At 68.7% G+C, this 25,783-nt stretch carries 25 protein-coding genes; 11 read left to right on the top strand and 14 right to left on the bottom strand.

Features of this window, described 5'->3' with window-relative positions; all coding sequences use genetic code 11:
• Window positions 1–5: 5 nt before the first annotated feature.
• The gene (locus ASD38_RS16700; RefSeq protein WP_056461709.1) at window positions 6–1,253 is read right to left on the bottom strand and encodes an aspartate kinase; all 1,248 of its coding nucleotides are present in this window, start codon (window positions 1,251–1,253) and stop codon (window positions 6–8) included.
• 182 nt (window positions 1,254–1,435) lie between these two features.
• Between ASD38_RS16700 and ubiG the strand changes: the two genes are divergently transcribed.
• From ubiG to ASD38_RS16685, 3 genes are all read left to right on the top strand, one after another.
• Window positions 1,436–2,212: a bifunctional 2-polyprenyl-6-hydroxyphenol methylase/3-demethylubiquinol 3-O-methyltransferase UbiG gene (gene ubiG / locus ASD38_RS16695; RefSeq protein WP_056439299.1), complete on the top strand. Its 777-nt coding sequence runs from the start codon at window positions 1,436–1,438 to the stop codon at window positions 2,210–2,212.
• Between the two features lie 141 nt (window positions 2,213–2,353).
• A complete protein-coding gene (locus tag ASD38_RS16690; protein WP_056439296.1) occupies window positions 2,354–3,391 on the top strand; it encodes a glycine zipper 2TM domain-containing protein in 1,038 nt (345 codons plus the stop codon).
• 138 nt (window positions 3,392–3,529) lie between these two features.
• Window positions 3,530–3,841 (top strand): glycine zipper 2TM domain-containing protein, encoded by a 312-nt coding sequence (locus ASD38_RS16685; RefSeq protein ID WP_056439293.1) that lies wholly within the window; start codon window positions 3,530–3,532, stop codon window positions 3,839–3,841.
• A gap of 78 nt (window positions 3,842–3,919) precedes the next feature.
• Here ASD38_RS16685 and ASD38_RS16680 read toward each other — a convergent pair whose 3' ends face one another.
• Genes ASD38_RS16680 through ASD38_RS16665 form a run of 4 tightly spaced genes read right to left on the bottom strand, consistent with a single transcriptional unit; the run spans window position 3,920 to window position 6,290 of the window.
• A complete protein-coding gene (locus tag ASD38_RS16680; protein WP_056439290.1) occupies window positions 3,920–4,354 on the bottom strand; it encodes a DUF1178 family protein in 435 nt (144 codons plus the stop codon).
• A 15-nt stretch (window positions 4,355–4,369) separates the two neighbouring features.
• Window positions 4,370–5,203, bottom strand: coding sequence for a carbon-nitrogen hydrolase family protein (locus ASD38_RS16675; protein WP_056461706.1), 834 nt, complete (start codon window positions 5,201–5,203; stop codon window positions 4,370–4,372).
• Window positions 5,200–5,454, bottom strand: a complete 255-nt coding sequence (grxC, locus tag ASD38_RS16670; protein ID WP_056439284.1) for a glutaredoxin 3 — start codon at window positions 5,452–5,454, stop codon at window positions 5,200–5,202. The genes ASD38_RS16675 and grxC overlap by 4 nt, the downstream gene beginning before the upstream one ends.
• Window positions 5,455–5,486: 32 nt before the next feature.
• Window positions 5,487–6,290, bottom strand: coding sequence for a ComF family protein (locus tag ASD38_RS16665; RefSeq protein ID WP_082554677.1), 804 nt, complete (start codon window positions 6,288–6,290; stop codon window positions 5,487–5,489).
• Between ASD38_RS16665 and ASD38_RS16660 the strand changes: the two genes are divergently transcribed.
• Window positions 6,289–7,203, top strand: coding sequence for a methyltransferase domain-containing protein (locus ASD38_RS16660; protein ID WP_056461703.1), 915 nt, complete (start codon window positions 6,289–6,291; stop codon window positions 7,201–7,203). The two genes, ASD38_RS16665 and ASD38_RS16660, sit on opposite strands and share 2 nt — an antisense overlap.
• 15 nt (window positions 7,204–7,218) lie before the next feature.
• On the opposite strand, the gene ASD38_RS16655 is transcribed toward ASD38_RS16660, so the two are convergent.
• The 4 genes from ASD38_RS16655 to ASD38_RS16640 form a co-directional block, all read right to left on the bottom strand.
• Window positions 7,219–7,389 (bottom strand): Flp family type IVb pilin, encoded by a 171-nt coding sequence (locus ASD38_RS16655; protein ID WP_268761010.1) that lies wholly within the window; start codon window positions 7,387–7,389, stop codon window positions 7,219–7,221.
• The gene (mutT, locus tag ASD38_RS16650; protein ID WP_056461699.1) at window positions 7,386–7,790 is read right to left on the bottom strand and encodes an 8-oxo-dGTP diphosphatase MutT; all 405 of its coding nucleotides are present in this window, start codon (window positions 7,788–7,790) and stop codon (window positions 7,386–7,388) included. Before mutT ends, ASD38_RS16655 begins: the two co-directional genes overlap by 4 nt.
• Before the next feature lie 226 nt (window positions 7,791–8,016).
• Window positions 8,017–9,657, bottom strand: a complete 1,641-nt coding sequence (locus ASD38_RS16645) for a glycoside hydrolase family 43 protein (protein WP_056461695.1) — start codon at window positions 9,655–9,657, stop codon at window positions 8,017–8,019.
• 7 nt (window positions 9,658–9,664) lie between these two features.
• Window positions 9,665–10,948: an MFS transporter gene (locus ASD38_RS16640; RefSeq protein ID WP_056439270.1), complete on the bottom strand. Its 1,284-nt coding sequence runs from the start codon at window positions 10,946–10,948 to the stop codon at window positions 9,665–9,667.
• 169 nt (window positions 10,949–11,117) lie between these two features.
• On the opposite strand from ASD38_RS16640, the gene ASD38_RS24200 reads away from it, so the two are divergent.
• Window positions 11,118–11,468 carry a PRC-barrel domain-containing protein gene (locus ASD38_RS24200; protein WP_056439267.1) on the top strand — a complete coding sequence of 117 codons (351 nt, stop codon included), beginning with the start codon at window positions 11,118–11,120 and terminating at the stop codon, window positions 11,466–11,468.
• Here ASD38_RS24200 and ASD38_RS16630 read toward each other — a convergent pair.
• Window positions 11,465–14,626 carry a P-loop NTPase fold protein gene (locus ASD38_RS16630; protein WP_056461692.1) on the bottom strand — a complete coding sequence of 1,054 codons (3,162 nt, stop codon included), beginning with the start codon at window positions 14,624–14,626 and terminating at the stop codon, window positions 11,465–11,467. The two genes, ASD38_RS24200 and ASD38_RS16630, sit on opposite strands and share 4 nt — an antisense overlap.
• Window positions 14,627–14,940: 314 nt before the next feature.
• On the opposite strand from ASD38_RS16630, the gene ASD38_RS16625 reads away from it, so the two are divergent.
• Complete coding sequence (locus ASD38_RS16625) at window positions 14,941–16,380, top strand: DEAD/DEAH box helicase (RefSeq protein WP_056439261.1); 1,440 nt, start codon at window positions 14,941–14,943, stop codon at window positions 16,378–16,380.
• 298 nt (window positions 16,381–16,678) lie between these two features.
• Here the strand turns inward: ASD38_RS16625 and secA are convergent, their stop codons facing one another.
• A complete protein-coding gene (secA, locus tag ASD38_RS16620; protein WP_056439258.1) occupies window positions 16,679–19,528 on the bottom strand; it encodes a preprotein translocase subunit SecA in 2,850 nt (949 codons plus the stop codon).
• Between the two features lie 288 nt (window positions 19,529–19,816).
• Between secA and ASD38_RS16615 the strand changes: the two genes are divergently transcribed.
• The 3 genes from ASD38_RS16615 (at window position 19,817) to ASD38_RS16605 (ending at window position 22,891) form a co-directional block, all read left to right on the top strand.
• On the top strand, window positions 19,817–20,842 hold the full coding sequence (locus ASD38_RS16615; RefSeq protein WP_082554674.1) for a peptidylprolyl isomerase: 1,026 nt from the start codon (window positions 19,817–19,819) through the stop codon (window positions 20,840–20,842).
• Window positions 20,839–22,344: a bifunctional glutamate N-acetyltransferase/amino-acid acetyltransferase ArgJ gene (gene argJ, locus ASD38_RS16610; RefSeq protein WP_056461689.1), complete on the top strand. Its 1,506-nt coding sequence runs from the start codon at window positions 20,839–20,841 to the stop codon at window positions 22,342–22,344. Before ASD38_RS16615 ends, argJ begins: the two co-directional genes overlap by 4 nt.
• A gap of 79 nt (window positions 22,345–22,423) precedes the next feature.
• Window positions 22,424–22,891 (top strand): hypothetical protein, encoded by a 468-nt coding sequence (locus ASD38_RS16605; RefSeq protein WP_056461686.1) that lies wholly within the window; start codon window positions 22,424–22,426, stop codon window positions 22,889–22,891.
• 14 nt (window positions 22,892–22,905) lie between these two features.
• On the opposite strand, the gene ASD38_RS16600 is transcribed toward ASD38_RS16605, so the two are convergent.
• Both ASD38_RS16600 and ASD38_RS16595 read right to left on the bottom strand, forming a co-directional pair.
• Window positions 22,906–23,313, bottom strand: coding sequence for a c-type cytochrome (locus ASD38_RS16600; protein WP_056439248.1), 408 nt, complete (start codon window positions 23,311–23,313; stop codon window positions 22,906–22,908).
• Window positions 23,310–23,750, bottom strand: a complete 441-nt coding sequence (locus ASD38_RS16595) for a DUF2267 domain-containing protein (RefSeq protein WP_056461943.1) — start codon at window positions 23,748–23,750, stop codon at window positions 23,310–23,312. The genes ASD38_RS16600 and ASD38_RS16595 overlap by 4 nt, the downstream gene beginning before the upstream one ends.
• Window positions 23,751–23,992: 242 nt before the next feature.
• Here ASD38_RS16595 and ASD38_RS16590 point away from each other — a divergent pair, with 242 nt between their 5' ends.
• Both ASD38_RS16590 and ASD38_RS16585 read left to right on the top strand, forming a co-directional pair.
• Window positions 23,993–24,505, top strand: a complete 513-nt coding sequence (locus ASD38_RS16590) for a hypothetical protein (RefSeq protein WP_056461683.1) — start codon at window positions 23,993–23,995, stop codon at window positions 24,503–24,505.
• A gap of 16 nt (window positions 24,506–24,521) precedes the next feature.
• A complete protein-coding gene (locus ASD38_RS16585) occupies window positions 24,522–25,043 on the top strand; it encodes a hypothetical protein (RefSeq protein ID WP_056461680.1) in 522 nt (173 codons plus the stop codon).
• A 1-nt stretch (window position 25,044) separates the two neighbouring features.
• On the opposite strand, the gene ASD38_RS16580 is transcribed toward ASD38_RS16585, so the two are convergent.
• Window positions 25,045–25,647: a hypothetical protein gene (locus ASD38_RS16580; RefSeq protein ID WP_156390744.1), complete on the bottom strand. Its 603-nt coding sequence runs from the start codon at window positions 25,645–25,647 to the stop codon at window positions 25,045–25,047.
• Window positions 25,648–25,783 lie beyond the last annotated feature (136 nt).

Here is a 25,783-nt window from a genome sequence, read left to right as displayed (position 1 = left end):
AAATCCTACAGCTGATCCAGCCCGTAAGCCGCGTGCAGCGCCCGCACGGCCAGTTCGGTGTAGGCCGCGTCGATCAGCACGCTGATCTTGATCTCCGAGGTCGAGATGACCTGGATGTTGATGTTCTTCTCGGCCAGGGCCTGGAACATCGACTGGGCGACGCCGGCGTGGCTGCGCATGCCCACGCCGATCACCGACACCTTGGCCACGTCCTCGTTGACGGCCACGTCCTCGAAGCCGATTTCCTTCTGGGCGGCGCGGACGATCTCGACGGCGCGGGCGGCGTCGCGCTTGCCGACCGTGAACTCCATGTTGGCGGTGTCGGCGCTGCGGGCGCGCGACTGCACGATCATGTCGACGTTCACATTGGCGTCGGCCAGGCGGCCGAAGATCTGCGACGACACGCCCGGATGGTCGGGCAGGCCCAGCAGGGTGATCTTGGCCTCGTCGCGGCTATAGGCGACGCCCGAGACGATGCGCTTTTCCATGATTTCTTCCTCGTCGCAGACGATCGTACCTTGGCCGGGAGCTTCCCCGGGTTCGACGAAACTCGACAGCACCCGCACCGGGACGCGATGGGCCATGGCCATCTCGACCGAACGGGTCTGCAGCACCTTGGCCCCCAACGAGGCCATTTCCAGCATTTCCTCGTAGCTGATCTTGGCCAGGCGCTTGGCCTTGCTCTCGATCCGAGGGTCGGTCGTGTAGACGCCGTCGACGTCGGTATAGATGTCGCAGTCGCCCTTCAGGGCCGCGGCGATGGCCACGGCGCTGGTGTCCGAGCCGCCCCGGCCCAGGGTGGTGATGCGCTGGTCGGACGTCACGCCCTGGAAACCGGCGATCACGGCGATCTGGCCGGCCGCGAAACAGGCCTCCAGATTGGCCGGCGGGATCTCTTCGATGCGGGCGCGGCCGTGGGCGTCGTCGGTCAGGATCGGCACCTGCCAGCCCAGGAACGAGCGGGCGTTGAGGCCCATGTTGCGCAGGGTCATGGCCAGCAGGCCGGCCGTGACCTGCTCGCCGGACGCCACGACGGCGTCGTACTCGTCGTCCGACTCCGGCAGGCCCTGCGCCGCGCGGCCCGAACCGTCCGTCCAGGCCACCAGTTCGTTGGTCTTGCCCGACATGGCCGAGACCACCACCGCCACCTGCTTGCCCGTGGCCACTTCAGCCGCGACCAGCCGCGCCACCCGGCGGATGCGCTCCAGGTCGGCCACCGAGGTGCCGCCGAACTTCATCACCAGACGTGACACGCCCTACCCCGTAAAAACCTAAGGTCAATTCTTGCGCCGGGAGCGGACGAACCCCGCCGCTCGCGCAAGCCGCGGTCTTCTAGCGGCGCTGGGGCGCAACGGCAATGTCGCTGAGGTGTCTTTTTCGTCGAGTGTGACGCCATGCCCTGTGCCGCCCGCCGTGTCATTGCTACATGAGAGGCATGAGCCAGTCCGCCGACGCGCCCCCCTCCGCCGGAAACGCCCCCTCCTGGAGCATCGACCCCGCCGACGTGGCGCGGTTCTCGGCCATCGCGGCGGAGTGGTGGAACCCGCACGGCAAGTTCGCGCCGCTGCACGTGTTCAACCCCTGCCGGCTGGGCTTCATTCGGGAGCAGGCCCTGGCGCGGTTCGACCGCGACGGCAATGCGCGCGCCCCGTTCGAAGGCCTGTCCCTGCTGGACATCGGCTGCGGCGGCGGACTGCTCAGCGAGCCGATGGCGCGGCTGGGCTTCACGGTGACCGCCGTCGACGCCTCGGAGAACAACATCAAGACCGCCGCCGCCCACGCCGCCGAGCAGGGGCTGGAGATCGGCTATCGCCCGGCCACCGCCGAGCAGTTGCTGGCCGAGGGCGCGGGACCATTCGACGTGGTGCTGACCATGGAGGTCATCGAGCACGTCGCCGATCCGGGGGAATTTCTTCGGACTTGCTCGCGCTTGCTCGCCCCGGGCGGCCTGATGATCGTCGCCACCCTGAACCGCACCTTCAAGGCCCTGGCCCTGGCCAAGATCGGCGCCGAATACGTGCTGCGCTGGGTGCCGCCGGGCACCCACGACTGGAAGCAGTTCCTGAAACCCGACGAGCTGCGCGCCTTCCTGGCCGGCGAGCCTGTCCAGGTCCACGGGCCGTTCGGCGTGGCCTACAACCCGCTGACCGGCCGCTGGAGCCGTTCAGCCGATTGCGACATCAACTATATGATGACCGTGACCAAGGACTAGGCTGGACCGGGCGCTGAGCGCCCAAACGGAACCTGTACCGCTGTCGCGCCTTCTATTGGCCAGGGACACCCTACCAAAGGATTGGCGGCTCGTTTTCGGGGGCCAGACGTCGATCCGTTCGTCGGAACGGAGAGAGCTATCATGACTTCCAAGACCACTGTGTGGCTGATGGCCTCGGCCGTCGCCCTGAGCACGGCCGCGCCTGTACTGGCCCAGTCGGCGGACGCCGCCTACCAGCAGCGCCTGCAAACCTATGGCGACCAGCGCGCCGCCTATGACGAGCGCTCGGCCGACTATCGCGCCCAGCAGAAGGCCTACCAGGCCGAACGCGCCAAGTACGAGCGGGCCCGCGCCAACTACGACCGTCGCTACGGTTCGGGCGCCTATGATCGTCGCTATCCGCAATACGCGACCCGCTTCGACAGCCCCGGCTATCAGAACAGCTCGGACTATTATCGCGAGCAGACCGCGTTCGATCGCGACCGCCAGTCCTATGAGGACGCGCGCCGCGACTACGACCGTCGCAACGGCTACGGCGCCTATGACCGCCGCCATCCCGACCAGGCGCGACGCTTCAGCGTCAACGGCGGGAACTACACCACCAGCAACAGCGATTATCTGAGCCAGCGCGCCCAGTACGACCGCGATCGCGCCGATTACGAGCGGGCCCGCGTCGACTACGACCGTCGCTATGGTTCGGGTTCGTATGACCGCCGCTATCCCGACTACGCCACCCGCTACAGCGCGCCCTCTGCCGGCGGCTACGGCGACAACGTCTCGTACAACGAGCCCTGCCGGACCGACGCCAAGAAGAACGCCGTCGCCGGCGGCGTGATCGGGGCCCTGGTCGGGGCCGTGGCCGGGTCGAACATCGCCGCCCGCAACGCCAAGCCCGAAGGCACGGTGCTGGGCGCCCTGGTCGGGGCGGGCGTCGGCGCCAGCATCGGCAACGCCTCGGCCAAGGGCCGCTGCGACGCCAGCGGCCAGTACTGGACCTATGACGACACGGTCGCCTATCGCGAAAGCGACCGCTATCGCGCCAGCTCCAACACCGCCTACGGCGACTACAGCCGCCGCTGCCGCCTGGCCCCGGCCGACGCCGACTATAACGGCCGCGTCGAGACCCGCTACGTCCGCGTCTGCCCCGACAGCGAGGGCCGCTATCGCGTCCAGGGCTAGCGCCTGAACGGGGATGAACGGAGCCGTCGGAGCCGCTTCATCCCCCATTCAGGTCGGAAAGGCGACACTCGTCGAACCCAATCTTCGCCTGGGCGTTCATTGCGCTCAGGGATCACAAACCAAAGAACGGAGCTCGCCATGCGCGCCCAACTCAAGACTCTCGCCGTCGTCGTCGCTCTCGGCTTCACGGCCTCCACCGTCGCGGTGACCGCGGCTGAAGCCCAGACCCGCCACAAGGTCTGGGTCTGCAAGAGCACCAAGAGCGCTCGCAACAAGGGCACCCTGATCGGCGGCCTGACGGGCGGCACGCTCGGCGCCGTGGTCGCCGGCAACGGCGCCAAGACCGAGGGCGCGGTGCTCGGCGGCGTGGTCGGCGCGGTCGCCGGCAACCAGATCGCCAAGAAGAATTCCAAGAAGAAAAACTGCCACTACGAGTACCGCTACTACTAAGCGACTCGGCCAGGCAGGTCGGGAAGGGGACGGGAAACCGTCCCCTTTTTCACGCCCCTTTTCGGGGGTGTAGGGGGCCTAGTTGACCTCGGTCTTCTTCGGCGCGGCCGGCGGCAGGGGCGCGATCTTGATGCCGTCCTCGACCAGGGCCTTGACCTCCTGGGGCGAGGCCTCGCCGTAGATGCCGCGCTCCTCGGACTTGCCGTCGTGGATGTCGCGCGCCTCCTTGGCGAAGCTGTCGCCGACATAGTCGAAGTTCTCCTCGACCCGGCGACGCACCTCGCCCATGGCGGTCATCATCATCTCGCGCATCTGGGCGCTGGGCTCGGGCGTGGACGCCTGGGCCTTGGTCCCGGCGATGGCGGGGGCCATGATCTGCTTGCGCACCGTCTTGGAGCCGCAAAGCGGGCAGTCGAGCAGCCCGCGCGCGGCCTGGTCGTCATAGTCTGACGACGAGCCGAACCAGCCTTCGAAGGCGTGGTCGTGGTCGCAGCTGAGCGCGTACTTGATCATCTTGGATATATGGGGTCAGGGACCCGTGAAAGCACGGGCGTTCTTCAGGGCCGGGATCGCCGCGCGGGCCTTGTCGACGGCCGCCAGGTCGAGGTCGGCGATCAACACGCCCGGCTCGTCGTGGTCAAGTTTCCCGATCACCTCGCCCCACGGGCCGACCACGATCGAGCGGCCCCAGGTGCCGCGGCCGTCCTCGTGGAAGCCGCCCTGGGCCGCCGCGATCACGAACGAGCCGGTCTCGATGGCCCGGGCCCGCAGCAGGATGTCCCAATGCGCCTCGCCGGTGGGCCGGGTAAAGGCGGCGGGCACGGTCAGGATCTTGGCCCCGCCCAGCGCCAGGGCCCGATGGAGGGCCGGGAAGCGCATGTCGTAGCAGATGGTTAGGCCGAAGGTTCCCAGCGGCGTCTCGACCACGGCGGCGCGCTCGCCCGGCTCGTAGGTCGCCGATTCCCGCGCCGTCTCACCGGTCGGCAGGTCGACGTCAAACATGTGCAGCTTGTCGTAGGTGGCGACGATCGCGCCCGTCGGGTCGATCACCGCCTGGCGGTTCGCCGCCTTGCCGTCCTCGCGCTTGACCAGGGCCGAACCCACGTCGATCCAGACGCCGAGCTCGCGGGCCAGGTCGCGCAGGCCGCGCACCACGAAGTCGTCCTCCAGCGAGACCAGGGTCGGCAGCAGCTTGGCCCGGTCCTTCTGCAGGATGTTGACGCCCTCGGGCGTCAGGATGAACTGAGCGCCCCGCGCGGCGGCCTCGCGCACCAGCGGCGCGACGTGCTCCAGCGCGGCCGCGTGCGTCGCGGGGGTGCGGGTCTGGATCAGGCCGACTCGAAGAGGCGCGGACGGGCTCATGCCGCTAGGAGAGCATCCAGCTTGCCCTCGCGTTCCAGCGCGAACATGTCGTCGCAGCCGCCGATGTGCTGCTCGCCGACGAAGATCTGCGGGAAGGTGGTGCGGCCCGAACGGTCCATCATCTCCTTACGCAGCGCCGGGTCCATGCCCGCCTCGATCTCGGTGAAGTCGGCGCCCTTGTCGTTGAGCAGCTTCAGGGCGCGGGCGCAGTAGCCGCAGAACGGACGGGTGTAGATGGTGACCTTGGCCATGGGGAATCCGTAACAGAAGTCGTTTCCGGTCCTCATATAGGACGCGCTTGCATTTCTGTAACGCGCGCAACGACGGCGAGTGACACCTGCGCGGCGCCGGCGGCCAGCAAGGCCCGGGCGCAGCCCTCGGCGGTGGCCCCGGTGGTCAGCACGTCGTCGATCAGCAGCACCTTGCGGCCGATCACCCGACGGCGGCGGGCCTCTGGCACGATGAAGGCCGCCGCGACGTTGCGGCGGCGGCCGTCGGCCGACTTGCCGCCCTGGCTGTCGGTGTCGCGCCGACGGACCAGCGCGTCGGCCAGGTAGGTCCGCCCCGCCGCGGCGCACAGCGGCCGGGCGATCTCGGCGGCCTGGTTGTAGCGCCGTCGCAGCAGGCGCGAGCGGTGCATCGGCACGGGAACCACGGCCTCGGCCTCTTCCAGCAGGTCGGCGGCGCTCCGCGACAGCCAGCGGGCGAACAGGCCCGACAGGTCGGTGCGGTCGGCATGCTTGAGCTTGAGGATCAGGTCGCGCGAGTGCTCATCGTACAGGCAGGCGGCCCGCGCTCGTGCAAAGGCACGGGGTCTTGCTTGGCATAAGGCGCAGCGGAGTTCGCCGATGTCATAGGCGAACGGCGCGCCGCAGCCGTCGCAGACCGGACCGTCCAGGAAGGTGATCCGGTTCCAGGCGTCGGCCGACAGGCCCGAGGTCAGGGCCGCCCCGCCGTCGAAGGCGCGCGGCGGCAGGATCAGGTCCAGCAGTCCCTGAGCGAACGCCGTGACGCGAGCGGGCGGTTTCCCAAAAGGTTTCCCCAAAGCTTTCCAGGCGGCGCGAGAAGTCCCATCTTGCGCGGACATGACCACCGCTCCCCTGCTCTTCGACCGCGCCCTGCTGCGCGCCCGCCTGAACCGCGCCGCCCCCGGCTTCGACGCCGCCGGCTTCCTGAAGGCGCGCGCCGCCGAGGACGCGGTGATCCGCCTGGAGGCGATCCTGCGGGAGTTTCCGATCGCGGTCGATCTCGGAAGCCGAAACGGCGCTTTCTCCAAGGCGCTGGAGGGCAGCGACGCGCGCGCCAAGATCGGCGTGCTGATCGAGACCGACCTGTCGACGAGGATGCTGGGCGATCGTCAAGGGGTGCGGATCGTCGCCGACGAGGAGCGCCTGCCGTTCGGCGACGAGACGATCGACCTCCTGGTCTCGACCCTGGCCCTGCACTGGACCAACGACCTGGTCGGGGCCCTGATCCAGATTCGCCGCGCCCTGAAGCCCGACGGCCTGTTCGTCGGAGCCCTGTTCGGCGGGGCCACCCTGACCGAGCTGCGCCAGGTTCTGCTGGCCGCCGAGGACGAGGTCACCGGCGGGGCCTTCCCGCGCGTCTCGCCGTTCGCCGACACGGTCGACGCCGCCGGCCTGCTGCAGCGCGCCGGCTTCGCCCTGCCCGTGGCCGACAAGGACCGGGTCAAGGTGCGCTACGCCCACCCGATCGCTCTGCTCAAGGATCTGCGGGCCATGGGCGAGACCAGCGTGCTGATCGACCGTTCGAGGAAGCCCTTGGGCCGCAAGGTTCTGCTGCGGGCGATGGAGCTCTACCAGGAGCGCTTCGCCGAGCCCGACGGCCGCGTGCCGGCCACGTTCGAGATCATCACCGTCACCGGCTGGGCGCCGCACGAACGCCAGCAGAAGCCCCTGCGCCCGGGCTCGGCCAAGATGCGGCTGGCCGACGCCCTGGGCACGATCGAGCAATCGGCGGGCGACAAGGCCGGCGGCTAGGCCGGGCCACGCGCCTCAGTTGGCGCTGTTGGAGGCTTCCAGGGTCGAGGCGATCTTGCCGAACGAGATCGCCATATTGCCCTGCAGCGCGGTCAGGATGCCGACCAGGGCCAGGCTGATCATGGCGACCAGGATGCCGACCTCGACCGCCGTCACGCCGCGCTGATCATGCCAGAAACGGCTCAGAGCAGATCGCGCAGCCAGGCGATCAACGGCAGGTCGGCCGGCGGCATCGGATAGTCCGCCAACTGGTCCGGCTTCACCCATTTCAGCGCCTCGTGCTCCTTGGCGGTCACCAGTCCTTCCCAGCGCCGCAGCAGGTACAGTGGCATGAGTAGGTGAAAGGACTCGTAACTGTGCGAGGCAAAAACGAACGGGGCCAGGCAGGCCTGGGCGACCTTGATGTCCAGCTCCTCGTGGAGCTCGCGGATCAGGCACTGTTCGGGCGTCTCGCCGGGCTCGACCTTGCCGCCGGGAAACTCCCACAGCCCGGCCAGTTGCTTGCCCTCGGGGCGCTGGCAGATCAGCACGCGGCCGTCGACATCGATCAGGGCGGCGGCGGCGACGAGGACGGTGGGCTTGGTCATGGAGGCGTTAGTCGGATGCGGCGGGCGAGTTTGCAACGGCTTTGGTTGTTACCCTTCCCCCTTTCAGCCGTCATCCCGGGCCTCGTGCCCGGGCCCCCTGGTTCAGCTGAACTGTGAGGCGCAAGCGGTTCGCCAGCGAACCGCCCCCACTGCACCTGCGGCCGACAGAGGGGTCCCGGGCACGAGGCCCGGGATGACGGTGTCGAGGGAAAGCGTCAGAGAGCGCTCACCCTACGCTCGCCTGATACCCTCGCTCCACATAGCCGAACCCGTCGAAATCGGCCGGCAGGGCCGCGCCCGACAGGTCCTGGCAGGCCATGCCGACGAAGGCGCCGGTGAAGTTGGGCGCGCCGGGGGCGGTGGCCTCGTCCGACAGGATCGAGGCGTCGAACACCTGCGGCAGCCAGGTCCAGGCTTGTCCGTCCAGGCTGAAGGCGAAGCGCAGGCGCTCGAAATCGACCTCGACCCGCAGGTGGACCAGGCCCGTATCGGGCAGCGGGATCGGCGCGGTGAAGGCGTCGGCCTGGGCGCTGTCGGGCAGGGCCGACATCACCTGGATGTGCCGCCCGTTCTCCTCGTCGCGCGAAACGAACAGATAGTGGAACTTGCTGGCGCCGTAGTAGCAGACCAGCCCCGCCGCCTGCTGGAAGTGCTGGGGCGTGAAATCCAGAACCGTGCGGGCGCTGTAGCACATGGCCTGCTGACGGCGGGCGACCAGGGCCTGGCGGTGCTGGCTGCCGATCGTCTCGCGGCCGTGCAGGCGCAGCCAGCCGGGACGCGCGGTCAGGCTGAACAGCTCCTCGGGGAACGGCGAGCGCAGCCACTGGAAGTCGATCGGCAGGTCAGGGCCGTCGAAATCGGTCCAGTCCGGCGTCGGGGGGAACAGGGCGGGCGGCAGGCCGGGCGACGGCGGGTTCAGCTCCGGTTCGCCGGACCCGTCGCGGGTGCGCAGCCAGCCGTCGTCGCCCCAGGTCATCGGCTGGATCGCCGTCTCGCGGCCCAGCACGCAGCGCCCGCGATTAGGCAGGGGGCGACCACAGAGATAGGCCATCCAGGTCGTTCCGTCGGGCGTCTCCACCAGGTCCGCGTGACCGGCCCGCTGCAGCGCCACATGCGGCCGGTCGCGGGCGGTCAGCACCGGGCCGTCGGGGTGGAGCTCGTAAGGCCCCTCCAGCGTCCGCGACCGGGCCATGGTCGCCGCGTGGCCGAAGCCCGTGCCGCCCTCGGCGGTGATCAGGTGGTACCAGCCGTCCCGCTTGTAGAGATGCGGCGCCTCGGTCAGGCCCAGGGGCGTGCCGGGGAAGATGTTCTTGCGCTCGCCCACCAGCGCCTGGGCGGCGGGGTCGTATTCCTGGGCCACGATGCCGGCGAAGCGGTTGCGGCCGGGCCGGTGGTCCCACAGCTGGTTCAGCAGCCACTTCTTGCCGTCGTCGTCATGGAACAGCGAGGGGTCGAAGCCGCTGCTGTTGAGGTAGACCGGGTCCGACCACGGCCCCTCGATGTCGTCGGCGGTGACCAGATAGTTGTGGAAGTCGCGCAGGGACGCGCCCGACGCCCCGCCCGTCGTGGTGCGGCCGTAGCGCTTCACGTCGGTGTAGATCAGCCAGAACTTGCCCTCGGCATGGGTCAGGCACGGAGCCCAGACCCCGCAGCTGTCGGGCGCGCCCAGCATGTTCAGCTGGCTGGGCCGGGTCAGGGGCCGGGTCAGCAGCCGCCAGTTCACCAGGTCGCGCGAATGGTGGATCTGCACGCCCGGAAACCACTCGAAGGTCGAGACGGCGACGTAATAGTCCTCGCCGACGCGGATGATCGACGGGTCGGGATTGAAGCCCCGCAGGATCGGGTTCTGGATCGTGTCTTGCGGCATGGAGACTCTACAGGGCGGGAACGGTGACGGGCTTGGCGGCCGGCGGAATAGCGGGGTCGCGGACCAGGGTCCACAGCAGGACGGCCCCGGCCAGGTCCAGCACGCCCAGGGCGACGAAGAACGGATCGTAGCCGACCGTGGCGACAAATCCGCCGATCAGCAGCGAGAAGATCAGCACCCCGAGATTGCCGAAGAACCCGCCCATCCCGGCCACGGTCGCCACCTCGTTGCGACGGAAAAGGTCCGACGACATGGTGATCACCGTCACCGACAAAGTCTGGTGCGCGAAGCCGCCCACGCACAGCAGGGCGATGGCCAGGTAGGGGCTCTCGACCCGGCCGACGAACATCATGCCGGTCATCAGCACCGCACCCAGCGTGAAGGCCCAGCGACGGGCGTCGATCAGGCTGACGCCGCGCTTCTGCAGGAACAGCACCACGGCCGGGCCGAACAGGCAGCCGATGTCGGCGGCCACGAACGGCAGCCAGGCGAACATGGCGATCTGCTTCAGATCGAAATGGCGGACCGTGGTCAGGTACAGCGGCACCCAGAACGACAGCGTGCCCCAGGTGGGATCGGCCAGGAACCTGGGCAGGGCGATGCCCCAGAAGTTTCGCCGCCCCAGCAGGCTGAGCATCGAGGGCCGCGCACCGGCGTCCTCCAGGTGGGTCTCCTGGCCCGAGACGATCAGGTCGCGCTCGCTGTCGGACAAGGCCTTGTGCTTGTCGGGCGACTGGTAGGCGAACAGCCAGAGCACCACCCACACCAAACCCAAGCCGCCGGCCACCATGAAGGCGGCCCGCCAGTTCCAGAGCAGGATCGACCAGGCCACCAGCGGCGGCGCGAGGACGGCCCCCATGGAGGCGCCGATGTTGAAGAACCCGCCGGCGAAGCCGCGCTCCTTGGCGGGGAACCAGGTCGACACCGCCTTCATCCCGGCCGGCTGGGCGCAGCCCTCGGCCGCGCCCAACGCCCCGCGCAGCCCCAGCAAGACCTGCCAGTTTCCAGCAAACCCGTGGGCCATGGTGATCAGCGACCAGGCGGTGGCGAACAGGGCGAAGCCCAGCTTCAGCCCGATCGAGTCCAGCACGTAGCCGCATAGGGGCTGCAACATGACTCCCAGCTGGAAGGCGCCGGTGATCCAGGAATATTCCTTGGGGCCGATATGCAGGTCGGCCAGCACGGTCGGGGCCGCGACGCCCAGGGTGCTGCGGGTCAGGTAGTTGAGAATCGCGCCCAACATCACCAGGCCGATGATCCACCAGCGCAGGGCCCGGATCTTGCCGTTCATGCGTCTCTCCCCGCTCCGTCTTTGTGGCTCGGTTGGGGGGCCGATGACGGTAGCGGTAACACGCATAGACCGCCCCGCCGCGCGTCGCAAACGTCCAAGGGTCGTAGTCCATCGTGGATCGATCCGCCACGCGGCGGCGTTTGTTTGCGGCAAGCCCGAGGAGAGCCTGATGAGCGTCGAAGACCGCCTGGTGAAGAGCGCCACCCTGATCGGCGTGAAGATCAACGACGCCGGCGGCCACAAGCTGGGTTCGATCCGCGAGGTGTTCATCGACCGCGACGCCGGCATCGCCCGCTACGTGGCCGTCGAGCCCGCGGGCCTGTTCGCGGCCGGCGGCAAGTTCCGCCCCCTGCCCTGGCGTCTGCTGACCTGGGACGACAAGGACGAGGTCTATGTCGCCGACCTGACCAAGGACCGCTTCAAGGAAGCCCCGGCCTACGACCGCGACCAGTTGGGCAGCAGCACCTATGCCTGGGCAGCCCAGGTGGAGAAGTTCTTCGAGGCGCCGCCGCCCGTTTAGCGGTAGCGATTGAACGAATAGCGGCGGACCAGACGGGCGGCCTTGAGGAGGTCGTCGGCGGTCAGGTCTTCATCACCCCGACCCGCCGCCGCGGCTCCGCAAGCGGCGTACAGAGCACCCAGCACCTCGCTCGACAGGTCCGTGTCAGGGCGGGGATTCGGATCCACGGGATCCGGCGCCATGAAATCAAGGAGCACGCTCAAGACGGACTTGTTCTGGCTGATCTTCAACAGGTCGTAGAACCACTCGGCGATCTTGAAGCTTTGTCCGGTCTCCACCGCCGCCATCAGGGCGATCAGGGGATATTCCGGCGCCCTCTCGCCGCTGTCGCCGAGCACCGCGTCGCGATCCTCCTGACCGCGCCGGGCTCGGGCGATCCGGTAGACGTTCACCAGCCGCTTGACCCCGCGCGGCGCCGTGGCCGCCAGGGCGGCGATCTGGGGCGAGCTCAGGAAGGTGATCTCGGCCTCGGTCAGTTGCAGCTTACGCCGCGCCTCGACCAGTTTGACGCCGCCCTCGCCGCCTAGAATACCCGAGGGATCGCCTTCCTCGCCCATCGCGCCCTTTTGCGGCTTGGCGTCGGCGCCGCCCTGGCCGCCCGCCGCGCCGCCGACAGTGGGGATCTTGCCCCCCTGACGTTGCTCAGCCAGTTCGCGGGCCCGCTCGGCCGCGGCCTGCTTGTCCCGCGCCGTCTCGACGGACTCGCCGGCCAGCATCTCGATGAAGGGTCGGAAGGTGCCCTCGTCGCCGCTGCTGAGCGGCCGCAGCCAGAACGGGATCTGGAAGATCTTTTCCAGGTAGTGCATGGCGCGCTCGTTGCGCTGCTGCTCGCTGGCCGCATCGACCTGGGCGTCGCCCGTCTCGAACTGCTGGGCCAGCGCCGCCTGCACCCATTTGACGTCGACGCCCACCACCACCACGAACAGGTCGAAGGCCAGCAGCAGGTGGATGGCCTGCAGCACTTCGTAGACCTTGTCCTCGTGGCAGCGATCCAGGTCGTCGATGTAGATGATGATCCGCTCGGGGGTCTCCTTGTCCGGATGATCGGGCAGGTCTTCGCCCGGGCGTTCGACCTGGGCCTTCCGGGCCGCTTCACGCTCGTCGCGGACCTGGCGGGCGATGGTGTCCACGGCCTGGAACAGCCGCCGGGTGCGACCGATCAGGCCGATGTCCTTCTCCAGGGCCTTGGTGTCGGGATCGTCCTCCAGGACATAACGCAGCAGCCTCGGCGGATTGGCCTTGCCCGTCGGGTCGACATAGCGGGCCAGGGCCTTGGCCGAGGCAAGTTCGGCCTCCTCCAGCGCCTTGGCCTCGGCCAGGGCGCTCTGCAGCTTGGCTTCCTGTGTCAGCAGCAGGCCAACCGCGTCCTGGTCGGCCTTGTCGACCTCGGCGGCGATGGCCGCGCCGCGCTCGGCCACGCCGTTGACCAGCCTGAGCACCGGGGCGACGGTCCGCGCCAGGGCGCCCGTCGCGGCCAGCAGCCCCGCCAGGGCCGTCCATTTCTCCGGGGCGCTCACCGCCTTCCAGGGACCGAACAGGATCGCCCAGCCCGCCGCCACACAGGCGAGCAGCACCAGCGCCAGGCCGCCCGCGATCGCCGCGCGCAGCGGCGTCCTGAACAGCACCCGCCGCACCGCCTTCAACTTGCCGAAGGTCGAGGCCAGGTCCTTGACCACGCCGACGACGATCTCCGCCCCCTGCCCGGCCTTGTCGGGGGCCTTGTCGTCCTTCGGATCCGTCGCGACGTCTGGGAGGCTCGTGGCGCGCTCGCGCGTCAGGCCCAGGGTCGTCATCAGGCCCTTCTGGTCGGCCAGGACCTGGGACAGCACGTCCAGGGTCGCCTGGCCCAGCGCCTTGCCCGACGCCTTGCGCGCGCCTTCCGCCGCCGAGTCGCGAGCCTGCTGGGCCTCCAGCACCGCCTTGCCGTTCTTGGCCATGGCCTTGCGGTTGGCCGACAGGGTGTCGGACAGGGCGTGGACGTGCTGGTTGACCCGCTGGACCAGCTGGGCGTGCCGCGCCTGCCCCGAGCGGTCGTAGCCGCCGGCCCGCAGTTGGTCGAAGAACTCGGCGGTCAGGCTGGCCCACAGGTTGGCGTCGGCGAAGTGCCAGGCGTTGAAGCGGATCTGGACGATCGGATGCACGAACCGGGCGGCGTTGGCCTCCTCGACCAGGGGCAGGGCCTGGCCGGCCTCGCGCCCCGGCATTTCGCGCACCGCCTGTTCCAGCTTGGCCATGAAGGTCGACTTGCCCGAGCCCCAGTCGCCGAAGATCGCCACGGCCAGCGGCGTGACGCGGTCCAGGCAGACCAGCTGCGCCAGGGCCTCGACGTCGCGCTCGGTGTCCAGCACGTCGTTGTCGTCGGCGGTGGGGGTGTCGCCGTTGAACGGCGAGACGGCGTCGTCGGGCGGCGGGGGCGGCGGCGCGGGCTCCGGGGGCGAAACCGCCTGGGCGGCTTGCCCCACGCCTTGGGCTGTGGCTTTCCCCGCGGCCTTCCCCGCAGCTTGGGCGGCGGGCGGAGGCGGCGGCTTCAAGCGCAACGTCTGGAACCAGGCATCCTGCGTCTCGCCTCGCTGCGGCGAACGCATGATGTGCTCGACGAGATCGCGCTTGAGGTCGTCGATATCGTCGTTCGTCAGCGACACCTTGAAGACCCGCTGGGTCATGTCGGTGATCGCCCCGCGCTCGATCATCGCGGCGAACAGGTGCCGCGCGTCGAAGGCCCCGCGCGTGACCGTGCTCAGGGCGTAGCTTCTGGCCAGTTCCTGCAGGTCGCCGACCGAGATCGACGGCACGGCCATGAAGCCCGAGCTCAGCAGGCGCCCCGCCAGGGCCAGGTCGGTGCTCTGGCCCACGGCCGAGACGATCGCCGCCTCGCCGACCTTTTCGGCCAGCCAGTCCTGAAACCACCGCGCGGTGTTGCCGACGTTTCCCTTCTGGGGATGCAGGCCCGCGGCCAGGAAGCCCAGATAGAGGGCGCGCATGTCGAAGACGATCTCGCGCTTGGCTTCGTCGAGCACGACGTGCCGGCACCCGGACGCCACCACGTCGTCCAGCGTCGCCGACTTGCTGGCCAGCTTCAGCCGGTCGGAGATCGCGCCCGCCAGTTCGCGGACGACCTCGCCGTCGTCGCTGTCCGCAGCTGTCTGGCTTGGTTCCATGTTCCTGGCCCCTCGAAACTCGATCATGGGTTGCCGAACGGCGTGATGCAACACGGCGCGAAATGTCGCAAGGCCTTGCGATTCAAGGCCTGCCCTTGACTTCGCACCTGCAATAAACGACATAGCCCGCACGCCATCTGGCGTTATCGGCGCTCCAGCTGCGTGAAGGACCGTTTTCGGTTCAGCCTGTCGAGCGCCTTAAAGCTTCTCATCAGACCGCCCGTGTCACGCGGGGCGCTCCCCACCGACCCGCCGCCAGGCGAGCCGTGCGAGGATCGCATGCGCCGTCTCGTGGCTGCACGAAAGCATTCGACTTGACTCAATTTACCGATCTCGGCCTCGCCAAACCGCTTCTCAAGGCGCTGACCGACAAGGGCTACACCACCCCCACCCCGATCCAGGCGCAAGCCATCCCGACCGTGCTGTCGGGCCGCGACCTGCTGGGCATCGCCCAGACCGGCACCGGCAAGACCGCCGCCTTCGCCCTGCCGATCCTGCACCGCCTGGCCGAGGACAAGAAGCCGGCCCCGCGCCGCGGCTTCCGCTGCCTGGTCCTGTCCCCGACCCGCGAACTGGCGACTCAGATCGCCGAAAGCTTCCGTGACTACGGCAAACACATGGGCCTGACCGTCGCCACCATCTTCGGCGGCGTGAAGTACGGCCCGCAGATGAAGGCCCTGGCGGCCGGCGTCGACGTGGTCGTGGCCACTCCGGGCCGCCTGATGGACCACCTGGGCGAAAAGTCCGCCCACCTGAACGGCGTCGAGATCTTCGTGCTCGACGAAGCCGACCAGATGCTCGACCTGGGCTTCGTGGTGCCGATCCGCAAGATCGCCAGCCAGCTGCCCAAGGAACGCCAGAACCTGTTCTTCTCGGCCACCATGCCCAGCGAGATCGGCAAGCTGGCCGGCGAGCTGCTGAAGAACCCGGCCCAGGTGGCGATCACCCCCTCGGCCACCACGGTCGAGCGCATCGACCAGTCGCTGATCTACATCGAAGCCCAGCGCAAGCGTCCGCTGCTGGCCGAACTGCTGGCCGACAAGGCCGTCGAGCGCTCGATCGTCTTCACCCGCACCAAGCGCGGCGCCGACCGGGTGGCCAAGTATCTGGTCGCCAGCGGCATCGAAGCCGCGGCCATCCACGGCGACAAGACCCAGGGCCAGCGCGAGCGCGCCCTGGCGGCGTTCAAGGCCGGTCAGGTCAAGGCGCTGATCGCCACCGACATCGCCGCGCGCGGCATCGACGTCAACGACGTCAGCCACGTGTTCAACTACGAGCTGCCCAACGTGCCGGAGTCCTATGTCCACCGGATCGGGCGAACCGCGCGCAAGGGCAAGGAAGGCGTCGCCATCAGCTTCTGCGCCGATGACGAGCGTCCGCTGCTGAAGGACATCCAGAAGGCCACGCGTCAGGTCATCCCGACCTTCGACCGTCGCAACGACAAGAACCTGGCGGCCGCCGCGGCCGTGGCCGACAAGCTGGCGCCGCCGGAGAAGTACGTCGATCCGCGCCGCGCCGACCCGCGCAACAACGTCCCGTCGGAGCTGCGCCGCCAGCGCAACCGTCCGGCCAAGGGCGGCGGCAATGGCCAGGCTCACGGCAAGCCCGGCGGCCAGCCGAACCGCGGCCGCAACGGCGGCGGCCAGGGTAACGGCCAGGCGCAAGCCCAGGGCCAAGCCCGCTCGGGCGGCGGCGACTTCCGCGGCCCCAAGCGCGCGGCCGCCCCGTCGGAACGCTGGAACCCGATCGACTAAGGTTCGGCGGTCCTAATCGCACTGAGCAAAGCGCCCACTCCGGTTATCCGGGGTGGGCGTTTTTCGTTTAGGTTCTTCCCTCCCCCTCGTGGGGAGGGTGGCCCTGGCAGCGCCAGGGTCGGGTGGGGGGCTGCTGAGTCCGCAGACCGCCCCCGTCCAACACCCTGCACCGCTCCCCACCCGACCCGCTACGCGGGCCACCCTCCCCGCAAGGGGGAGGGAAGGCCAGAGGTGGAAAAGCAAGACGCCCGCCCCGGTTTCCCGGGGCGGGCGCTTCATTTCGTCAAGCGCTCAGGCCTTAAACCAGCGCGCCGTGGCAGTGCTTGAACTTCTTGCCCGACCCGCAGGGGCAGGCGCCGTTGCGGGCGGTGTATTCCCAGCCTTCCGGCAGCACCGAGACCGGCAGGGCCTCGCGCTGCTGCGGCGACAGCCCCTCGGGCAGGGCGCCGGCCGTGGCGACGTTCTCGCCGCTCAGCGGGTCCAGGTGCACCTCGGTCAGGCCCTCGGGCGAATGCAGCGGTTCGGGCTCGGCATAGGCGATCTCGACCGTCATCAGCCAGCGGGTGGTGTTGGTGCGCAGATCGCCCAGCAGCTTCTCGAACAGCGAGAAGGCCTCGGTCTTGTACTCGTTCAGCGGGTCGCGCTGGCCGTAGCCGCGCAGGCCGATGACGTTGCGCAGGTGGTCCAGGTGCATCAGGTGCTCGCGCCACTGCAGATCGATCATCTGCAGCAGGAAGTTCTTCTCCACCGAGCGCATCTGCTCGGGGGTGATGATCACCTCGCGTTCGGCGGCGTAGGCGTCGGCGGCCTTGGTGATGCGCTCGCGCATCTCCTCGTCGCCGATGCCTTCCTCGGCGGCCCATTCCTTCAGCGGCAGGGTCAGGCCCAGGATCGCCTGGACGCGCTCGTCCAGCCCTTCGATGTCCCACTGCTCGGCATAGGCCTTGGGCGGCATGTAGCGGGCGACGAAGTCGTCGACCACGTCATGGCGCATCTCGGTGATGATGTCCGAGAGGTCGGTCGCCTCCATGAACTCCTGGCGCTGCTCGAACACGGCCTTGCGCTGGTCGTTGACGACATCGTCGTACTTCAGGAGGTTCTTACGGATCTCGTAGTTGCGCTGCTCGACGCGCTTCTGGGCGGTGGCGATGGCGTTGTTCAGCCACTTGTGGGTGATCGCCTCGCCTTCCTGGACGCCGAAGGTGCGCATGATCGCGTCCAGGCGCTCGCCGGCGAAGATGCGCAGCAGGTCGTCCTCGCACGACAGGAAGAACTTCGAACGGCCCGGGTCGCCCTGACGGCCGGTGCGGCCGCGCAGCTGGTTGTCGATGCGGCGGCTTTCGTGGCGCTCGGTGCCCAGCACGAACAGACCGCCGGCGGCCAGGGCCTGGGCCTTGGCGGCGCCGATCTCGACTTCCAGCTCGGCCCGCTGGGCCAGCTCGTCCTCGTGGGTCGGGGTGATGCCCAGGCCCTTCTGCTGCTGGCGCCAGTTGGCCAGCCGCATGTCCATGTTGCCGCCCAACTGGATGTCGGTGCCGCGGCCGGCCATGTTGGTGGCGATGGTCACCGCGCCGGGCACGCCCGCGTCGGCGACGATGCCGGCTTCCTGCTCGTGGAAGCGGGCGTTCAGCACCTGGTGCGGAATGCCCTTGCCAGTCTTGTAGACGATGTCGAAGGCGTCATCGCCGATCTTGGCCAGTTCCTTGTCGTCCTTGCCGGCGTGCTCGGCCTTCGGGGTCCGCGACATCTCGACCTTGTAGGGATAGGTCGACAGCAGCTTGGACAGCTCTTCCGACTTCTCGATCGACACGGTGCCGACCAGGATCGGCTGGCCGCGGGCGTGGCAGTCGGCGATCTGCCGGAGGATCGAGTCGTTCTTCTCGCGCTCGGTGCGATAGACCTCGTCGTCGTCGTCGATGCGCAGGACCGGGCGGTTGGTCGGGATCTCGCTGACGCCCATCTTGTAGATGTCGTCGAACTCCTGGGCCTCGGTCGCGGCCGTGCCGGTCATGCCGGCCAGCTTCTTGTAGAGACGGAAGTAGTTCTGGATGGTCACCGAGGCCAGGGTCTGGTTCTCGGGCTGGATGTTGGCGCCTTCCTTGGCCTCGATGGCCTGGTGCAGGCCTTCCGAGAGGCGGCGGCCGGTCATCATGCGGCCGGTGAACTCGTCGATCAGGATCACCTCGCCGTCCTTGACGATGTAGTCCTTGTCGAACGTGTACAGCACGTTGGCGCGCAGGGCCTGGTTGACGTGGTGCACGACCGAGATGTTGGCGGCGTCGTAGAGGCCGGCGGTGTCCTCGGCCAGGTGGCCGCCTTCCATCAGGATCTCTTCGATGCGCTCCTGGCCTTCCTCGGTGAGGATGACCTGCTTCTGCTTCTCGTCGTGATCGTAGTTGGTCTTGTCCTTGATGAGCTCCTTCACCAGGACGTCGATGGTCTTGTAGAACTCGCTGCGGTCCTCGGTCGGGCCCGAGATGATCAGCGGCGTGCGGGCCTCGTCGATCAGGATCGAGTCCACTTCGTCGACGATCACGTAGTGGTGGCCGCGCTGGACCATTTCCTCGACGCTGTAGACGAGGTTGTCGCGCAGGTAGTCGAAGCCGAATTCGTTGTTGGTGCCGTAGGTGATGTCGCTGCGATAGGCGCGCTGACGCTCACCTTGGCTGAGGCCGTTGACGATCACGCCGTACGACAGGCCCAGGAAGTTGTGGATCTGGCCCATCCACTCGGCGTCGCGCTTGGCCAGGTAGTCGTTCACGGTGATGACGTGGACGCCCTTGCCCTCCAGCGCGTTGAGGTAGGTGGGCAGGGTAGCGACCAGGGTCTTGCCCTCGCCGGTGCGCATTTCCGAGATGCCGCCGCCGTGCAGCACCATGCCGCCGACCATCTGGACGTCGAAGTGGCGCATGCCCAGCACGCGCTTGGAGGCCTCGCGCACGGTGGCGAAGGCTTCGACCAGCAGATCCTCAAGGGTCTCGCCCTTTTCCAGGCGGGCCTTGAACTCGGCGGTCTTGGCCTTGAGGGCCTCGTCCGACAGCGCGGCGTAGTCCGGCTCCAGGGCGTTGATCTTCGCCACCTTGGCGGACATCGCCTTGACTTTGCGTTCGTTGGAAGAGCCGAAGAACTTTTTGGCGAAGCCGAGCATGAAGTGAGGGTTCCGGAGCGGTGTCTGTGAGGCCGGCGCTAGGGCTTGAGGGCCTTCACTACGGTAAACTGGAGGCGTCGAGGCTAGCGGGATTTCCACTTCTTGTACGCGCGCGGAGACTTAAGCACCGGCCTAGCGGGTGTCAACGCGAGGCGGGGGCGTGTGGTGACGGTTTGCGCCGGGTTTAACCGCTTCGCGCGTTTTCCGATCCATATCGCGAAGCTGTTTCCTCTTGGCGATAAACCGCGCTAGAGCGCTGAAGGAGAGTCAGCCGGAGATCGGCCCCAGATGAATATTGTCCAGTCTCGCTTTTCCCAGTCCCGTTTTTCCCAGGCCCGTTTTTCCAAGCCTCGCGTGTCGGCCATCGTCGCCGTCGCCGTCCTCAGCCTGTTGATCGCCGCCTGCGGCCGAAACAAGGCCGACGAGCGCCCGCCCGAGCCCGGCGACACCGCGGTCGCCCGGGTCGACGGCCACACGGTCTGGGCCTCCGACGTCAAGCGCGAGGCCGTGGCCCAGGGGCTGATCAGCGAGGGCGAACCGCTGGACATCGGTTCCGACCTGTTCCGCCAGCGCCTGGACGAGGTGGTCGACCAGAAGCTGCTGGCCGCCGAGGCGCTGAAGCAGAAGCTGGACAAGGATCCGGTGGCCCAGCGCCGCCTGGCCGCCGCGCGCGAGCGCATCCTGGGCGACATGCTGGTCGAGAGCGTCGTCGAGAAGGCCGTCAACGAGAACGCCATCCGCGGCCTCTACGCCGAGCAGCAGAAGCTGTCCAAGCGCAGCGAAGAGATCCGCGCCCGCCAGATCCTGGTCGCCAGCCAGGCCGACGCCGAGGCGGTCAAGAAGCTGCTGACCGCCGGCGCCTCGTTCGACGCCCTGGCCATGGAGCGCTCGACCGACCCGGCCACCCGCTTCAACGGCGGCGACCTGGGCTATTTCACCGTCGACGTCATGCCGCCGGCCTACGCCGTGGCCCTTCAGGGCGCCGAGAAGGGCGCCCTGGTCGGCCCGTTCCAGACCGAGGGCGGCTGGGCCGTGCTGCGCGTCGAGGACAAGCGCCTGGAAGAACCGATCACCCTGGAAGCCGCCCGGCCGCAGATCGTGCGCTTCCTGACCTATGACCAGGTCCGCGACCTGCTGGAAAAGCTGCGCGGCGGCGCCAAGGTCGAGATGCTGACCGGCAAGCCGCAGGACGTCCCCGGCGCCCCGCAGGAGCCGGCCTCGGCCCCGCCGGGCTCGGCCGACCAAGCCCCCTCCTCCGATCTCGACGACGCCCCGCCGGCGTCCGCCCCCGCTCAAGTTCCGGCCAAGAAATGACCAAGTCCCCCAAGCCCGCCGCCGCAGCGAAGAAGGCCAAGGCGGCTCCGAAGGCCGCCGCCGCGCCCTCGCCCACCCCGGCCGAGATCGTCGGCCAGGTCGGCGCCAGCGTCGGCCACACCCTGGAGCGGGCGCTGGACCCGCTGACCGCCGCCCTCAAGCGCGCCGGCCTGCGCCGCGCCCAGAAGGACGCCGACCAAGGCGTTCCGGAAGCGATCCAGGCCGCCAAGCCCGCCGCCGCCCCCGCCGGAACGCCGGGCAAGCCGGGCTTGGCCGTCTCGCCCCTGGCCGTGCCGTTCCCGACCATCCCGCCGATCGCCGGGGTCGAGATCGCCACCGGCCGCGCCGGCTTCTACAAGCACGCCCGCGAGGACATGCTGCTGATGCGCTTCGCCGAGGGCACCAGCTGCGCCGGGGTGTTCACCCGTCACGGCGTCGGCTCGGCTCCGGTCGACTGGTGCAAGCGCCAGCTGGCCGCCAGCAAGGGCGAGGACGTCCGCGCCCTGGTGGTCAACGCCGGCTGCGCTAACAGCTTCACGGGCAAGCCCGGCGCCGACGCGGTGCGCCGGGTGGCCACGGCCGTGGGCAAGCGCTTCGACTGCCGCCAGCGCGACGTGATGATGGCCTCTACCGGGGTGATCGGCGTCATCCTCGACGACAGCAAGATCATCTCGAACCTGCGCGAGGTGGAGACCCGCCTGACCGAGGACGCCTGGGCCGGCGCCGCGGCGGCGATCATGACCACCGACACCTTCCCGAAGGGCGCCTACGCCACCGCCATGATCGACGGGCGCGAGGTGCGGATCGCCGGCATCACCAAGGGCTCGGGCATGATCGCGCCCGACATGGCCACCATGCTGGCCTTCGTGGCCACCGACGCGGCCATCGCCCCGGCCGCCCTGCAGACCCTTGTCAGCCTCTACACCCGCACGACCTTCAACTGCGTGACCGTGGACGGCGACCGCTCGACCAATGACACCCTGCTGCTGTTCGCCACCGGCAAGTCCGGCGCGCCCAAGATCCACCGCGCGGGCGACCGCCGCCTGGCCGACTTTCGCGAGAAGCTGGAGGCCGTGCTGCTGGACCTGGCCCTGCAACTGGTCCGCGACGGCGAGGGCGCCAGCAAGTTCGTCAAGATCACCGTCAACGGCGCCGAAAGCCCGCTGTCGGCCCGCAAGATCGCCCGCACCATCGCCGAGAGCCCGCTGGTCAAGACCGCCTTCGCTGGCGAGGACGCCAACTGGGGCCGCATCGTCATGGCCGTGGGCCGCGCCGACGAGCCGGTCAACCGCGAGAAGATCAGCGTCAGGTTCGGCGACCTCTACGCCGCCCGCGACGGCCTGGTCTCGGCCGAATACGACGAGGCGGCGATGAGCAAGTACGTCAAGAAGCAGGAGTTCGAGGTCTCGGTGGACGTCGGCGTCGGCAAGGGTTCGGCCACGGTCTGGACCTGCGACCTGACCAAGCAGTACGTGGCGATCAACGGGGACTATCGGAGCTAGGGCTCCGCCCCTGATCCCCCATAAAGAACCGCTCATACCGGCGAACGCCGGGATGAGCGGATTTAAGAAGGGCAGGCCCATGGCCGAAGACACCCCCATCAGCCTCCAGGACATCGCCGAGGCCTGCCTCGAAGCCGGCTACCTCGTCGCCGAGATCGACCGCGGCCTGGAGGTCTCCGGATCCGAGGACGGCGGGGCCTTCTACCTGTTCCCCGAGGGCGACTGGCTGCAGGTGCGCTGCCAGGTGTTCGACCAGGCCGATCTCGACCAGGCCCGCAGCCTGGAGGCCCTGTTCGAGACCATCGCCCGCGCCCAGTTCCGGCTGATCGGCTGCCGGTTCGGCTTCGACGTGCTGACCGGCCTGTGGCTGGTCGCCGACCTCTATCCGGGCTTCGAGCCCGAACGCCTGCCCGCCGTGCTGGAACAGCTGGCCTTCGTCTGGAGCTCGCTGGGCGAGGTGTTGGACGCCGCCTTGAAGGGAACCATCGTCGACGAGGTCACCCTGGACGCGGCCTTCGAGTTGGAGCCCGACGGGCGGCCGAACTGAGGCGCGACGCGAATCTAGGAAGGCGGCGGCGTCGAGGCCCCGGAGGGTTTGCCGCTGTCGAGCGTGCGGATATAGGCCGACAGGGCGCTGATTTCCGGGGAGGTCAGCATCTTGGGCCGCATCTGGTAGTGGCCGACCTGCGAAATGGTCTCCAGCTCCCAGTCCAGCCGGTAGTTGCGATAGCGTTCGGCGACGCTCGCGAAGGAGGGCGCGCCGGTGGCCGGAGAACCGCCGCCGGCCCCCACCGCGTGGCAGGACGAGCATTCGCTGACAGCGAGCGCGCGCCCCGTTTCGACAAGGGGGATCTCGGGCCCCGGATGCATGGGTTCCAGGGCGGCGCAGCCCGCCGCGACGCCGGAGACCACCACCGCGAGGCCCCAAAGGATCCGGCCGGGCCGCGCAACGCCAGCGAGCGGGCTCATAGCGTCGCCAGGGTTTGGGGCCAGAGCGCGCGCAGGGGCAGAGGCAGCTGCCGCAGCACCTTGACCAGCAGGTCGGGGTCCATTCGCGTCGAAAGGCCTCGAAGGACGCCGCGCGCCAGGCTCTCGGTCTCGATCGGGTAGTCGGGCGGCAGGGCGGCCTCGATCCGGGCCAGGAACGCATCGACGTCCCGCTCCAGGGTCGGTGTTTGGCTGGGCCGCCAACCTTCCGTGAAGACCCCTCGCAGCAGCATCGGCAGCTGGGCGGCGAAGTTCATCGCGGAGTCTGGGGCCAGCCGATCACGCAGCACGTGCAGCGTCGCGCGGGCCCCGAGATAGGCCTGGTGGCGATCACAGGGACCAAGCTCGCTGGCGATGTCTTTCAACCAGGCGTTGGTCTCCTGGATGGTGGTGTCGAAAACCGGAAGACTGCTGGACATGGGACCCTCCAGGATCATGCGCCCAGCCTGTCCGATCGGGAGCCATGCCGTGTTGACGAGGATCAATCCTGTCGCTCGCCATGCGGACAATTCCGCTTTCCGACGCCTGCCCACCGCGCGCGAGGGCCGCATCCTCGCTCTTCGCCAGACCAGGTCGACAGGGGCCCCGTCTCGACAGGTCGGTCGCGCGACGGTAGTTTCCAGCCAAGGTTCGGCAAAGCCGGGTTTGGGCGGGGGATCGCTTGTTTCGTAAGACTGTCGCGACGGCCATCGTCGCCTTGATTTGCGTCGCCGGCCCCGCCGCCGCCCAGGAGCAGACCCCGGAGAACGCCCAGAAGTTCGTCGCTCAGATCGCCGGCCTGGGTCAGCTCGTCTACGCCTGGCGCTCCACAGGCAGCGGGGGGTTCGAGCAAGGCGTCTATCTGGATGAGACGGGAAACCAGCGCTATTTCGACAAGGCGGTCGCGCCGCTCTGGGATGTGAGCGCGACAGGCTCGTGCCTGACCAAATTCCACTATCAACGCACGACCTATGGCCGGACGGTCGGCACGGCGGACGCCGACGGGACGATCATCTGGCGGAATGTCGCCGCGGTGAAGGCCGAGAACGCCTACGTCTATGTCGACGAGAGCGCGGGGGGCTACCAGCTCTTCCACCGCTTCACCCTGCCGAACGCGGCCCTGGCCACGCGCATCGCCTACGCCATGGAGTTCCTGCGGGTGTCGTGCGACGCCACCCAGGGCACGGGTTTCTAATCCTGAGGAAGATCTAATGCTTGCCCGCACGGCCGCTACGGTCGCCACCGCCCTCTTCGCGTTCGCAGCGCCCGCCGCCGCCCAGGAGCAGACCCCCGAGAACGCCCAGAAGTTCATCGCTCAGATCGCCGGGCTGGGACAGATCAACTATACTGACCGGAGCGGCAGCCAAACCTTCACTCAGGGCTCTTACCAAGACAACTCCGGCAGCCAGACCGTCGTTCGCTACTACGACAAGGCCGTCGCGCCGATCTGGGACGTCACCTCGCCGTCGCGCTGCGAAACCCAGTTCAAGCGCAAGCTGGTCTGGTCGCGGGGCGGCGAAATCGTGACCTCCAATGAGAACGGCTACATGAACTGGAAAAGAGTCATGTCGGTCACGGTCTCCGGCGCCAACATCGTGGTGGCCGACGCGACCCAGTGGAGCGACTACTTCCACCGCTTCAGCCTGCCCACCGAGGACATGGCCAAGCGGGTGGGCTACGCGATGGAGTTCCTGCGGGTCTCCTGCGACGCCACCCAGGGCACGGGCTTTTAGCCTACTGAGCCGCGCCGCCCACGCAGGCCTCGACCGTCTTGCCGGTCTTCCGCTTGCCGACGCACTGCCAGCCGAAGTCGTTGCCGGAACACCGGGCGTCATAGACGCCGGGGTTGGACGACAGCGAGGCCATGGCCAGCGCTTGCGTCGGCTGCCGCAGGCCGGTGACCTGCACGATCTCCTCGGACGAGCGGCGGTTGGGGCAGAACTTGTCGTCGGGCTTCGGTGTCGAGGCCTGCGCCAGGCCGCCCGGCGGCTTGGGCATGGCGGCCTGGGCGGCCTGGCGCATCTCGTACAGCCGTCGCGCGTCGGCCTCCTGGGCCGGCGACAGGTTCATCGACTTCATGATGGCCTTGATGTCGGCCTCGCGCTTGAGGCGCGCGGCCTCCGCCGCCCTGGCCTGGGCCTCTTGCCGGGCTTGCCGGTCCTTGGCCCTTTGCTCGTATCGGGCCCGCTCGGCGGGGTCCTTGCACAGGTAGGGCTGGTCGACGCCGCAGGTCGGACCGACGATGACGTATTCGTCGCGCGCCTGGGCGCTCACGGTCGGCAGGGCCAGCAGCGCGCCCGCGACGAGGGCGATCGATACGGCGATGGTCTTGGGCATGCGGCTTCCGTCGAATTGGTCGACGACAATCATAGCGCCGCCGTGCGCGAGGAAAAGATCACGCGTCGCCGCGGCCGCGGACGATGGCCCCCGGTCCTCCACAATCACGTTCACATGACGCGGCTGGACCAGCCTT

The sequence above is a fragment of the Caulobacter sp. Root487D2Y genome (assembly GCF_001427165.1).
In the GTDB taxonomy this organism is placed as follows: domain Bacteria; phylum Pseudomonadota; class Alphaproteobacteria; order Caulobacterales; family Caulobacteraceae; genus Caulobacter.
The sequence above is the reverse complement of the archived record's forward strand: the minus strand, read 5'-3'. Positions and strand labels throughout refer to the sequence as shown.